The organism is Streptomyces sp. CNX435 (assembly GCF_059570575.1).
This window is the reverse complement of record NZ_JCANTA010000028.1, coordinates 1-12,352: the sequence shown is the minus strand read 5'-3', so window position 1 is coordinate 12,352 and position 12,352 is coordinate 1. Positions and strand designations below refer to the sequence as shown.

Below are 12,352 nucleotides of genomic sequence, written 5' to 3'. Positions count from 1 at the left end.
TGGCGGGCACGAGCGGCCCCGCGGTGGTCCCGCCAGGGCCGTGCCCGTCGCCCGCCTCCTCCGCCGCGTCAGCGGCTCTCCGCCGCCACCCGCAGCGACCCCGGCCGGGCCCGGACGGCGGGGTCCGGGGCCGGGGCCGGGGTGAGGTGGCCGCCGAGGCGGCGGCCGGCCACCACCGGCGCGCGGAGGCCCGTGGGCAGGCCGACTGACGCGCGTAGAGCCGAGGCCTGACGACGTACCCGGGCAGCCGCCACCTCGCCCCCCGGGCCGCCCGCGGCCGCGTGCGCGGCGGCGAGCACGTCGAGGGTGCGCGACGTCCAGTACGGGGTGTCGAGGTGCCGCCAGATCGACAGCGCCTGCCGCGCCGTCGCCTTGGCCGCCGCCGGCCGGTGCGCGTGCAGCTGCAGGTCCGCCTGCGCGCGCAGCGTCAGCGCCTCCCCGAACCGCTCGCCGAACCTCCGGTACGCCGTGAGGCTCTCGTCAAGCATCCGCTCGGCCCGCGCCGGCTCCCCGATCACGTCCGTCAGGTGCCCGAGCCACTGCAGCGCGTGCACCTCGTCCACCCGGTCGCCGGCCTCCGCCGCCAGCCCGCGACTGCGCAGCATCCGCGCCGCGGCGGAGGGCACGCGGCCGACGGCGAGGTCCACGAGGCCGAGGTTGCGCTCCGCGGATGCCTCGCCGTGCCGGTAGCCGTCCTGTTGCGCGAGGATCAGCGCCCGTTCGAACTCGCGCCGGGCGGCGCCGGGTTCGCCGCACTCCAGGTGGACGGTGCCGAGGCCGCAGCGGGCGTACGCCTCGGACCGTACGTTGCCGCCCGCGCGGGCCCGCTCGATGCCGCGCCGCAGACAGGCGGCGGCCTGCGCGTACTGCCCGCGCAGCCGCAGCAGCACACCGAGCCCCGCCGCCGCGGCGGACTCGGCGGGGTGGTGGCCGCCACCCGCGGCGACCCCGTCCCGGCCCGCGCCGCGGGGGCGGGCCCCGGGCTGCGCCCGCGCGACCGCGCGCGGGCGGTCCAGCGCCGCGAACTCCTTCAGCGACCGCTTGAACGCCGCGACCGCCTCCCCGTAGTGGTCCTGCACGGTCTCCAGCTCGCCCAGGTTGCGGTGCAGCACGGCGACGCCGAGCCGGTCGCCGGCCGCGGTCGCCGCGGCCAGCGCCGTGCGGTGGGTCTCGCGCCAGTCGTCGAAGTGCGCGGACGACTCGAAGAACGCCGCCAGCGTCGCCGCCAGCCGCCACGCGGTGCCGGCCTCGCCGGCGCTGGATGCCGCCCGGACGAGGGCGCAGAGCGTGGTCCGTTCCGCCTCCAGCCAGGCCAGCGGCTCCGCCGCGACCCGGGCCGCCTCCGCCGCCGGGGGGCGGTGCTGCGGCGCCGGTACCCGTACGCGGCCGGAGAAGCCGGAGGACAGGGTGTCGTCGGCGCGGTGGGCGAGGTCGAGGTAGGCGGTGAGGACGCGGCCGAGCGCGGCGGACCGCTCGGCGGCCGACTCCTGGGTGTGGGCGCGCTCGCGGGCGTAGAGGCGCAGGAGGTCGTGCAGGCGGTAGCGGGGTTCGGCGGCGGGGTCGGGGGCGTGGACCTCGACGAGGTGGTTGTCGACGAGCGCGTCGAGGGACCGCTCGGCCACGGCCACCGGGTCGTGCGGGGGCACGTCGCCGAGGAGCGCCGCCACGACCCAGCCGGGCACCGTCGGCACGTCGAGCAGGCCGAGGAGCCGGAACGCGCGCTGCGCCACGGGGTCGAGGGCCGCGTAACCCAGCGTGACGCTGGCCCGTACCTCCAGGTCGCCCGCGACCAGCTCGTCCAGCCGCCGCCGCTCGTCGGCCAGCGCCTCGGCCAGCCGGGGCAGCGACAGGTGCCGCCGGGTCGCCAGCCGGGCGCCCGCGATGCGCAGCGCGAGCGGCAGGTTGCCGCACTGCGCCGTGATCCGCGCGGCGACCGCGGGGTCGCGGCGCGTCCGGTCGTCGCCGGCCGCCCGCGCCAGCAGCTCCAGCGCCTCCGCGTCGCTGAGCAGGCCCAGCCCGACGCGCAGCGCCCCTTCGAGCCCGGCGAGCGCCGCGCGGCTGGTGACGAGCACGGCGCTGTCGCCGGTGCCGGGCAGCAGGGGGCGTATCTGCCGCTCGCAGTCGGCGTTGTCGAGCACGACGAGCACGCGGCGGTCGGCGAGTTCCGCGCGGTAGCGCCGGGCCCGTTCCTCCAGGCTCTCGGGGATGCCGGCGCCGGTCATGCCGAGCGTCTTGAGCAGGGAGGCCAGCACCTCGCCGGTGTCGGCCGGGTGCCCCGCGGCGGTGCGCAGGTCGGCGTAGAGCTGGCCGTCGGGGAAGACGTCGCGGAGCAGGTGCGCGGCGTGCACGGCGAACGTGGACTTGCCGGCGCCGGCGACGCCGGTGACGAGGACGGTGCGCGGCGCGGGGTGACGCGCGTCGACCCGCCACGCGTCGAAGCCGGGCGCCTCGTGATCCGGCACCCCGGTCCCGGCCTCCGGCGGGCCCAGCCACCGCAGCACCCGCACCAGCTGTTCCCGCCGCCCCACGAAGTCCGGGATACGGGCCGGCAGCTGGCAGTACGCCGGGCGCTCCGCGACCTCGAGCCGCGGCGCCGGCTCCGGACCGCCCGCCAGCACCGCCGCGTGCACCTCCTGCAGCTGCGCCCCCGGCTCCACGTCCAGTTCGTCCACCAGCATCCGGCGGGCCCGCTCGTACGTGCGGAGCGCGTCCGAGCGCCGCCCCGAGCGGTGCAGCGCCAGCATCAGCCGGCCCCACAGCGGCTCCCGTAGCGGGTGCTCCGCGAGCAGCGCGCCCAGCTCCGCGGCCAGTTCCGGGTGCCGGCCCACCGCCAGCTTCGCGTCGGCCAGGTCCTCCCAGGCCGTCAGCCGGCACTCCTCCAGCCGGGCGGCCTCGGCCCGTACGGCATCGGTGGCCGGCACGTCCGCGAACGCCGGGCCGCGCCACAGCCCCAGCGCCTCCGTCAGCGACTCCACCGCCGCGTCCGGCCGCCGGTCGGCCAGCTCCGCGCGCCCGGCGGCGGCCAGGGTCGCGAAGCGGGCGGCGTCGGTGCCGTCCGGCTCCACGGCCAGCTCGTAGCCGCCGGGGCGGGTGTGTAACGCCTCCGGGTCGGCGCCCAGGGCGCGGCGCAGCCGGTGCACGTACACCTGCAGCGACTTGGCCGCGGAGTCCGGTACGTCGTCGCCCCACAGCTCGGCGATGAGCGCGTCGGCGGGGACGAACCGGCCCGCGTTGATGAGCAGATGGGCGAGCAGGGCGCGCTGTTTCGCGGCGTTGAGCGGGATCCACCGCGTGCCGTTACAGACGTCGAGCCTGCCAAGGATCCGATAGCGCATCACACCGTCCCCTGGTCACGGTCGTCGTGAGCTGCTCCGGCGTCACCTTCCTTGTACCCGGCGGTACATGTCAAGGACACCCGCGTCGTGGCAGGCAGCGGGCGCGCAACCGTCGCGCAACCGCCGCGCCGCGGCCACGCCGGTCAGGCGCGGTGGCGGCCGTGGGAGCGCCGGCGTACGGCGTTCAGCATCGCCGCCGCGCCGATGGCGAGGGCCGCGGCGCCGCGTCGCCCTCCGGAGCGGCCGGGCGGGGCGGCGCGGGGCGGTGTCGGTGGCGGCTGCGATGATCGGCGTATGAGCACAGAAGCGGCGGACGCCGCACCGATGGGCGGTTTACCGCGACCCCACCGGCACCAGGAGATCGTGGACGTGCACCTGATACTGCTCCGGCGCGCGCCCGCGCCCGAGGTGCTGCTCGCCCGCCGGGACCGCACGGGCTACGCGGACGGCCTGCTGAACCTGCCCAGCGGCCATCTGGAGGACGGCGAGGACGTCCGGGACGCGGTGCTGCGCGAGGCCGCCGAGGAGATCGGGCTCGTGCTCGCTCCCGAGCAGGTCGAGGCGGCGCTCGTCATCCAGCACAAGCCGCCGGTGGGCCGGCCCCGGATGGGATGGTTCTTCGCCGCCGAACTGCCGCCCGGCGCCCGGCCGGTGAACGCGGAGCCGGACAAGTGCGCGGGCATCGGCTGGTATCCGCTGGACGACGTGCCGGCCGACACCGTGGCGTACTGCCGGGCGGGTCTGGAGGCGTACCGGGCGGGGAAGCGTTTCGTGCTGCACTGGCACGAGCCGGGGGATCCCCTCGTGTACGCCCCGGGAGTGCCCGACAGGGCGGTGGCGCTGCCGCAGACGGACGGCCCGCCGTGACGGCGGCGGGGGCGGCTGGGGCGGCGGCGAGGCTGCTCAGAGCTCCTTGATGCAGCGCCACTCGACGGCGGCCGGCCGGTAGCCCAGCCAGCGGTTGACGGCGAGCATCGGCGCGTTCTCGGTGTCGTTGCCCGTGTACGCGTCGGTGTACCCGGCCGCCTGTGCCCGCCGCAGCGACTCGTGCTTGGCGAGCTTCGCCAGCCCCCGGCCGCGGAACGCCCGCCGGGTGCCGGTCATCCCGGACGAGTAGCGCGCGTGCCCGTCGGTTTCCGCCAGGCTGAACGCCGCCACCTCGCCGCCCACCACGGCGGCGAACGTCAGCTCGTGGTCGACCCGCGGATCGCGCCAGGTGTGGCCGAGCCAGCGCTCGTACGTCATGGCGTCGGCCGGGGTGTCGCTCGGCTCGTCCGCGGACGCCTCGGCGTCCGCCTCGTACAGCGGGCGCGGATCGTCGGCGAAGTCCGCGAAGGGACGCAGCTCCACGCCTGCCGCCGGCTCCGGCCGCGGCGGGAGTTCGGCGCGCAGGTCGAGGTGGAGGATCTGGCCGGAGCGCCCCCGGCGGTAGCCGCGCCGCTCGGCGAAGCCGAGGTCGCGCTCGGTGTCGTACGCCCAGGTGTACACGGCGGTCGCGCCCTGCGCGGCGAGGTGTGCCTCGGCCGCCGCGACGAGCGCGGTGCCGGCGCCGCGGCCGGTGTGCCCGGGGTGCACGTGCGGGTGTGTGATGCCCTGCCCGGGCGTGCTGCTCTCGTACGACACGTAAGCTTCGGCCTCGCCGACGATCTGCCCGTCGACCTCCGCGACCAGCTGCCGCAGCCGCTTCCGCGGCGGCGCGGAGGCCACCGCCCAGCGCACCGACTCGGGGGTCACGACGAAGAACGGCACCGCGGCGCGTTGGACCTCGGCGACGGCGTCCGCGTCCTCGGGCCGGAAGTCACGTACGAGCACACTCATGGCGCCGCACGGTACGGCGAGAGGGGCGCCGCTGTCGTGCGAATTTCGCGCGGCGGCCCACAATGAGTCCGTGACCATCCAGATTATCGTCGACCAGCAGGCGCCCGAGGCCCCGTACGAGCAGGTGCGCGCCCAGATCTCCGCCCAGGCGCGCGGCGGTGCCCTCCCGGCCGGTACCAAGCTGCCCACCGTACGCGGCCTCGCCGAGCAGCTCGGCCTCGCCCCGAACACCGTCGCCAAGGCGTACCGCGCGCTGGAGAGCGACGGGGTGATCGAGACCCGGGGCCGGCACGGCAGCTTCGTGGCGGCGGCCGGCGACGCCGCGCAGCGCGAGGCGGCAGCGGCGGCCCAGGCGTACGCGCAGCGGGCGCAGCGCCTCGGACTCGACCACGGAACCGCGCTGACCGCGGTGGAAGAGGCGCTGCGCGCCGCCTACGCCGGCGCGTAGGACCCCACCGGGTGGACCGGTCAGGGTCCTCGGGGGTACACGCCGGAACCTGGGGCCTCGTTCACCCGGGCCGGGCCGCGTGCTCGCGATGCCGGCGGCGCCGGGCACGCGGCCGTCGCGCAGCGGCTCGGCCGACGAGGCCCACCACGGGCCGAGCCGACGACTGCGCAGACCGCACCCGGTGCCGCCCGCGAACCGGCCCGGCCCGGGAGGCCGTCGCGCGGCGCCGAGCGGATACCCCCGTACTCCGCCCGGCGCCGCGCCGCTTTCGGTGCTGGGGCGCTGGCTTGGTGCTGGTGACCAGCCTGGTGACCGGGAGGGACCGGCCGCAAGCGAACAGCGTCGAAACGGGAAGCTGGAACGGGAATCCGACCACCCACCAGCGGAAACAGGACTAGGGTGGAACGCGTCGGAACGGGGGGCGGGATGTGACTGACGCGGCGACGGAGAAGTTCGCGGCGATGCTGCGCGAGTTGAAGCAGCGCTCGGGGCGCAGCTACGGCTCGCTGGCAGCCCGGCTGCACGTGAGCACGTCGACCCTCCACCGCTACTGCAACGGCGACGCGGTCCCTGCGAGCTATGCCCCGGCGGAGCGCCTGGCACGCCTGTGCGGGGCGACACCCGAGGAACTGGTGGAACTCCACCGCCGCTGGCACCGCGCGAACGGCACCCGGCGGGGGGCGACTCCGTCGTGGGCGGCGGGGGAGGACGAGCCGTCCGGCGGCCGACCCGGAAGCCGTAGTTCCGGTTCGCCGCGGCGCGGAACGCCTGCGGCGGGCGCGCGCGGTACGGGATCGGCGGGGCGGTCGCCCGGCGTTCGGGGTGCCGGTGCGGTGGCGCGCGGCGGCGCGGGTGAGAGGCCCGCGGCGGGCGCCGGTCGGGGTACGACGCCGGCGTGGGCGGAGGAGGCGCCGGGAGGCCGGAACGGCCGTCCCGGCGACCGGGGTTCGGGTGCGGCGGCGCGCGGGAGCGCGGGGCGCGGTAACGACGACTTGACCGACGCGACCGGCGACACACCTGCGGCGCGCGGCGGTTCGTCGGCGCGTGGCGTGACCGCGGGTGCGGCGGCTGCGGCCGTTCCTTCGTCCAAGGGCGAGGGCCCCGGAGGCGACGGCGCGCACGCCGACGCCGACGACGCAGCCGGCGTGGTGGACTCCACCGGCCGCGGCGCCGGGGGCCGCGGCGGTGACCCGACCCGTTCCGGCGACCCCACCGGTTCCGGCGAACCCCGTGGCTCTGTCGACAAGTCGGCCACCGCCGCACCCCGCGCCTGGGCCCGCGGGCGCTGGCGGCGGCGGCGCGTGCTCGTGCCCGCCGCCGGGGTGGCCGCCGTCGCGCTCGTCGCGCTCGTCGCCACCTCCAGCGGGTCCACCGGCGAAGGCCGGGCCGCGGGTGGCGAGGAGCCCGAGAGCGCCGCGCTGTCGGGCGGGAGCCGGGGTGGCGGCGGTGCCGAGGGGAGCGAGACGTCGGAGAAGGGCGGTGGGACCGCCGAGCCGTCGGAGCGGCGCAAGCCCTCGCCCGCCGGCGGCGGTGCCGGCAAGGGCGGCGAGCCCGGCGCGGCCCCCCGCAAGGGCGGGGCCACCGACGAGGACCGGGCCGAGCCGGCCGCCCGGACCCCCCTCGCGTGGTCCGTCCGCTCCCACGTCTGGGAGAACGGCTGCGACCACCGCTACGTACTCGACAAGTCGCCCGACGACGTCCCGCCCCCGCCCATGGCGCAGGACGCCGAGGCGTGGGCCGGCAGCCAGGGCGCCGTCCACGGCGGCCTCACGAACATCGAGACCGCCATCGAGCCCCGCGGCGACGAGCAGGTGACCATCACCGCCGTGCACGTGCGCAAGACCGCGAGCGGCACGCCGCTGCCGTGGAACGCCTTCGCGATGTCCGACGGCTGCGGCGGCGAGGTCACCGAGGCGGCGTACACCGTCGACCTCGACGTCCCCCGCCCCGTTCTCAAGCCCAAGAACGGCGCTGACTCCACGCAGACCTGGGAGCCCCCCGCCCTCCCGTACCGCGTCACCCCCGACGACCCGCTGTCCCTCCTCATCCACGCCAACACCGAGGACTACGACGTCCGCTGGTACCTGGAGGTCGAGTGGAGCAGCGGCGACGACTCCGGCGTCGTCCGCATCGACGACCGTGGCGCCCCGTTCCGTACCAGCGCGATCAAGGACCGGCCGCTGTACGGCTACGACACCCTCAACGGCTCCTGGCGCCCGTACCTGACGTCCGACGACCCGGCCCAGGACCCCGCGTCGGACTCCGCGTCCCCGACGCCGTGACCGCCGGGCCGGAACCGGAGGAACCGGAAGAAGCGGAAGGCGGCCCACCGGCGAGGGGCGGAAACCAGCCAGATGAAACGGTTCTCCAGGTCAAGACCGCGTTCTGGGCCGGGAATTGGGGATGATTCCCTTGTGGGGGATGCGCATGTGACGCAGGCAGACGATAGGGTTAGCCCTGCCCGGGCCGGGAGCCCTCGTCAGGGTGGGGAGTGTCATGGATCAGATAATGCGCGGCAAAGCGCGAGTTCCTGCGATCAACTGCGGGAGCACCGCGTCGCGGGCACGCGTCGACCGGCACCTAGCGGTGCTCGGCGGCCCCGCCGCCCCCCAGGGGGACACGGACAGCGCCACCATGCTGATGCGTGAGCTGACCGCGCGCGAGGACAGGGCCGCGAAGCCGGGCCGTATGGCGCGCGTCTCCCTCTTCGCCCCGCTGCGGAAGCTGCGGCGCACCCTCTTCGGCAACCGCCGGAGCTAGCAGACAGCTCGTATCGGGGCGGGCGCGGCTACCCGGCATGCCGCGCCCGCCCCGATCGCTGCCCGCACACGTCCAGGACCCGGCAGCTCCCGAACCATCCCCGCACGCGCACCGCGCAGCCTGCCGTTGCTCAGTCCCGCCCGCGCGCGCCGCGCCGCACCGCCAGCGGTACGAACACCGCCAGCAGCACCGCCGACCAGCACAGCGCCGCCGCCACCGGATGCGTCATCGGCCAGGCCGCGCCCGCCGCGTCGTCCAGTCCCGCCGGGGCACTGCCCGTCAGGTCCCGTACGGCGGTGACGTACGCGCTGAGCGGGTTCCACTCCACCACCGCCCGCAGCCACCCCGGCATGCCGTGCGTCGGCACGTACGCGTTGGACAGCAGCTGCAGCACGAACGTGGTGCTCGCCAGCTGCCCCGCCGCCTCCTCGTCGCCGACCACCATGCCGAGGTGGATCCCGATCCACGCCGACGCGAAGCGCAGCAGGAGCAGCAGCCCCAGCGCCCCGGCGCTCGCCGCCGCGCCGCCGTCGTTCCGCCAGCCCACGGCGTAGCCCACCGCGACCAGCGGCACCAGCCCGGCCGCGAACAGCAGCACGTCCGCGACCGCGTGCCCGAGCGGCACCGCCGACCGGCTGATCGGCAGCGCCCGGAAGCGATCCGTCACGCCGCGGCCGGTGTCGACGGCCGCCTGCAGCATGCCGGTGACGAGGCCGCCGGCGGCGGTGGTGGCGAAGAGGCCGGGGACGATGTAGGTGCGGTAGTCGGCGTCGCCGGGGAGTGAGACGGAGTTGCCGAAGACGTAGCCGAAGAAGAGCAGCAGCGTCAGCGGCATCACCTGGGTGATGACGAGCAGCCCGGGGTTGCGCCGGGCGCGCTGCAGCTGACGGCCGACCATGGCCATGCCGTCGTACGCGAGGTCGGTCATGCCGCCTCCTCCTGCCCCTGGGCACCCGGGGCGTCGCTCGCGGAGCCCCCGGCCGCCCCCGTGAGCCGGAGGAAGACCTCGTCCAGCGTCGGCCTGCGCAGACTCGCGTCGACCACCGGCACCCCCGCCGCGTCCAGCTCCCGCACCATGCGCGGCAGCGTCAGCCCCGGGTCGAACGCCGCCGCTCCCACCGCGCGCCGCTCCGCGTCCAGCCGCGGTTCGCCGCCGGTGAGCGGCCCGAGCACCACGGCCGCCGCGGGCAGCGCGGCCTCCTCGGCCACGACCACCTCCGCGTACGCGCCCACGCGCCGCTTCAGCTCGTCCGGCGTGCCGGTGACGGCCGCCCGGCCGTGGTCGACGACCACCACCGAGTCCGCCAGCCGGTCCGCCTCCTCCAGGTACTGCGTCGTCAGCAGCACCGTCGTGCCCGCCGCTGCCAGCTCGCGCACCGCCGTCCAGATCTGCTCGCGGCTGGCCGGGTCGAGCCCGGTGGTCGGCTCGTCCAGGAAGAGCACCCGCGGCCGGGCCAGCAGGCCGGCCGCCAGGTCGAGCCGCCGCCGCATGCCGCCGGAGTACGTGCGGGCCGGCCGGTCGGCGGCGTCGGCCAGGCCGAAGCGGGCCAGCAGCTCGTCCGCCCGCTCCCGCCCCGCGGGCCCGCGGAGGCGCTGCAGCCGGGCGAAGAGGCGGAGGTTCTCCCGCCCCGACAGGTCGTCGTCCACGGAGGTGGCCTGCCCGGTGACGCCTATGGCCCGGCGCACGGCGGCCGGCTCGGCGACGACGTCGTGCCCGGCGACCCGGGCGCCGCCGCCGTCCGGCCGGGCGAGCGTGGTCAGCACGCGCACGGCGGTGGTCTTGCCCGCGCCGTTCGGGCCGAGGAGCCCGCAGACGGTCCCTTCGGGGATGGCGAGGTCGAGGCCGCGGAGCGCGTGGACGTCGCCGTAGCGCTTCTCCAGCCCCTCACTAAGTACAGCGTACGTAGTTGTCATGCGGTCGAGCATAGCCGACTCAGTACGCTGTACGTGAACCGGGCGACCGGCGCCCGTGGGAAGGAAGCGATGGCAGCGAGCGGACGAGCGTCCGACGGGACGGCGCGCGGTGCCACCCCCGAGGTGATCTGGACCCGCCCCGAGCGCACCGGCCGCGGCCCGCGGCCCGCGCACAGCCGCGCCGGGATCGCCGCCGCCGCGGTGCGGATCGCCGACGCGGACGGGCTCGACGCGGTCTCGATGCGGCGCGTCGCCGCCGAGGTCGGCAGCGGCACCATGTCGCTCTACAACTACGTGCCGCGCAAGGAGGACCTGCACGAGCTGATGGTCGACGCGGTCAGCGCGGAGTACGACCTGTCGGCGCCGCTCAGCGGCGACTGGCGCGCCGACGTGCTCGGGCTGGCGGAGCAGTCGCGGGACCTGATGCGCCGGCACCCGTGGCTGCCGCGGCTCACCGCGAGTGCGGCGTACGGGTTCACGCCCCACGTCCTGCGCTACCTCGACCGGTTCCTCGCCGCGCTGGCGGGCCTGGAGGTGCCGCCGGGCACGAAGATGGAGCTGATCGCGATGGTCACCGCGTCGGTGACCAGCTACGTGACCTTCGAGATCGCCCTCGCCGAGCGGGCCCGGGCGCTGCCGTGGAGCGAGGCGGAGGAGCAGGCGGTGCGCGGGGCGTACCTGGCGGGGCAGCTGGCGACGGGGGAGTACCCGCACCTGGCCGCGGCGCTGGCGGAGGCGGCCGAACCGGGGGACTACGAGGAGGCGTTCCGGCGGATGCTGGGGCGGGTGCTGGACGGCTTCGCGGCGTCGGGCGGCGGGGCGCCGGGCGGCGGGAAATCGGGTGACGGGGAATCGGGCGGGGCATCGGGCGGCGGGGCGGACTGACGGATTCCGCCGCCGGTCACGGGAGTTGGGTGCGCATCACCCTTGAAACGCGCCCGGTGGTCGCTGCGCATCGTCCGCGCCGACCAGGCCCATGCCGTCTCCACCGGCAGCCCGGATGTCACCGTCGGCATCATCGACAACGGCGTCGAGGACACCCACCGCGACCTCGCCGCGACTTCTCCGCGGGCCAGTCCGCCGACTGCGCCGGCGGCGACGCCGACACCAGCCCGGGCGCCTGGCGGCCCTATCCGGGGGACGGCATCGTCGGCCACGGCACCTGGGTCGCCGGTCAGGTAGCCGCCCCGCGCAACGGCATCGGCATCGCCGGCGTCGCCCCGGACGTGACGGTCGCGTCCATCAGGGCGGCCGACGCCGACGGCTTCATCTACGCCGAATCCGCCGTCTGCGCGCTCGTCTTCGCGGCCGACCACGGCATCGACATCGCCAACATGAGCTTCTCGGTGGACCCGTGGCACTTCGTCTGCTCCGACGACCCCGACCAGCGGGCCATCCTGGACGCCGTCACCCGCGCCGACCGCTACGCCACCGACAAGGGCGTGCTCCAGGTCGCCGCCGCCGGCAACGGCAGCCGCGACCTCGCCGACCCGACGTTCACCGACGTCGAAAGCCCCACCGACGCCACGCCGGCCGAGCGCACCGTCGACCCCGCCGAGTGCCCCGTGGTGCCGCACATGCTGCCCGGTGTCGTCAGCGCGGCGTCGGTCGGCTCGGAGAACCTCAAGTCCGACCACTCGGACCACGGCCTCGGCGTCATCGACGCCGCCGCCCCGGGCGGCGACGACTACCAGATCCCGGACACCGTTCCTGTGGACTGAGCGGGAGTGACTCCGCTCGGCCGCACGCCCCGAACGGTCTTGGGCGCACTGGTCCCCGGCGTACTCGACCCCGGGGCAGCGACACGGATCCTGTCCGTGGTCCGATCCCGGGAGGCCGGTTCCCTCACGACCTGGCCATGTGGGCACGGCCAGAGGGCGACGGGGAAGCCCCGAACCATCACTCCGGTGGAGCGGGGGCCCCGCACGCTGGCGCCCTACCCGGCGTCCCAGATCGCACGATCACCGTAGCCCGAACGGCCCGGGCCACCGCAAGCCCACAAGCCGACCATCACACGATCGAGTCACACCACCCTCGTGCACACTATCCGGCCAGCAGTTGGCTACCCCCTCGAAGG

General features: G+C 76.3%; 9 protein-coding genes and 1 pseudogene. 6 read left to right on the top strand and 4 right to left on the bottom strand.

Going from position 1 to position 12,352, the window contains the following annotated elements; translation table 11 throughout:
* Window positions 1–68: 68 nt before the first annotated feature.
* Complete coding sequence (locus T328_RS31365) at window positions 69–3,335, bottom strand: AfsR/SARP family transcriptional regulator (protein ID WP_496499618.1); 3,267 nt, start codon at window positions 3,333–3,335, stop codon at window positions 69–71.
* A gap of 342 nt (window positions 3,336–3,677) precedes the next feature.
* Here T328_RS31365 and T328_RS31360 point away from each other — a divergent pair.
* A pseudogene (locus tag T328_RS31360) lies at window positions 3,678–4,202 on the top strand (NUDIX hydrolase); the annotation flags it as partial.
* Between the two features lie 36 nt (window positions 4,203–4,238).
* Here the strand turns inward: T328_RS31360 and T328_RS31355 are convergent.
* Window positions 4,239–5,153: a GNAT family N-acetyltransferase gene (locus T328_RS31355; protein WP_496499617.1), complete on the bottom strand. Its 915-nt coding sequence runs from the start codon at window positions 5,151–5,153 to the stop codon at window positions 4,239–4,241.
* 70 nt (window positions 5,154–5,223) lie between these two features.
* On the opposite strand from T328_RS31355, the gene T328_RS31350 reads away from it, so the two are divergent.
* The 3 genes from T328_RS31350 to T328_RS31340 all read left to right on the top strand — a co-directional run bounded on the left by T328_RS31350 (window position 5,224) and on the right by T328_RS31340 (window position 8,361).
* Window positions 5,224–5,601, top strand: a complete 378-nt coding sequence (locus tag T328_RS31350) for a GntR family transcriptional regulator (RefSeq protein WP_496499616.1) — start codon at window positions 5,224–5,226, stop codon at window positions 5,599–5,601.
* Window positions 5,602–6,029: 428 nt separating this feature from the next.
* Window positions 6,030–7,883, top strand: coding sequence for a helix-turn-helix domain-containing protein (locus T328_RS31345; RefSeq protein WP_496499615.1), 1,854 nt, complete (start codon window positions 6,030–6,032; stop codon window positions 7,881–7,883).
* Between the two features lie 214 nt (window positions 7,884–8,097).
* On the top strand, window positions 8,098–8,361 hold the full coding sequence (locus tag T328_RS31340; RefSeq protein WP_496499614.1) for a hypothetical protein: 264 nt from the start codon (window positions 8,098–8,100) through the stop codon (window positions 8,359–8,361).
* A gap of 130 nt (window positions 8,362–8,491) precedes the next feature.
* Here the strand turns inward: T328_RS31340 and T328_RS31335 are convergent, their stop codons facing one another.
* Together T328_RS31335 and T328_RS31330 are read right to left on the bottom strand one after the other, a co-directional pair.
* Window positions 8,492–9,289 (bottom strand): ABC transporter permease, encoded by a 798-nt coding sequence (locus T328_RS31335; RefSeq protein WP_496499613.1) that lies wholly within the window; start codon window positions 9,287–9,289, stop codon window positions 8,492–8,494.
* The gene (locus T328_RS31330) at window positions 9,286–10,275 is read right to left on the bottom strand and encodes an ATP-binding cassette domain-containing protein (RefSeq protein ID WP_496499612.1); all 990 of its coding nucleotides are present in this window, start codon (window positions 10,273–10,275) and stop codon (window positions 9,286–9,288) included. The genes T328_RS31335 and T328_RS31330 overlap by 4 nt, the downstream gene beginning before the upstream one ends.
* A gap of 69 nt (window positions 10,276–10,344) precedes the next feature.
* On the opposite strand from T328_RS31330, the gene T328_RS31325 reads away from it, so the two are divergent.
* Together T328_RS31325 and T328_RS31320 are read left to right on the top strand one after the other, a co-directional pair.
* A complete protein-coding gene (locus T328_RS31325) occupies window positions 10,345–11,160 on the top strand; it encodes a TetR/AcrR family transcriptional regulator (RefSeq protein ID WP_496499611.1) in 816 nt (271 codons plus the stop codon).
* A 29-nt stretch (window positions 11,161–11,189) separates the two neighbouring features.
* Complete coding sequence (locus T328_RS31320; protein WP_496499610.1) at window positions 11,190–11,996, top strand: S8 family serine peptidase; 807 nt, start codon at window positions 11,190–11,192, stop codon at window positions 11,994–11,996.
* Window positions 11,997–12,352: the final 356 nt, after the last annotated feature.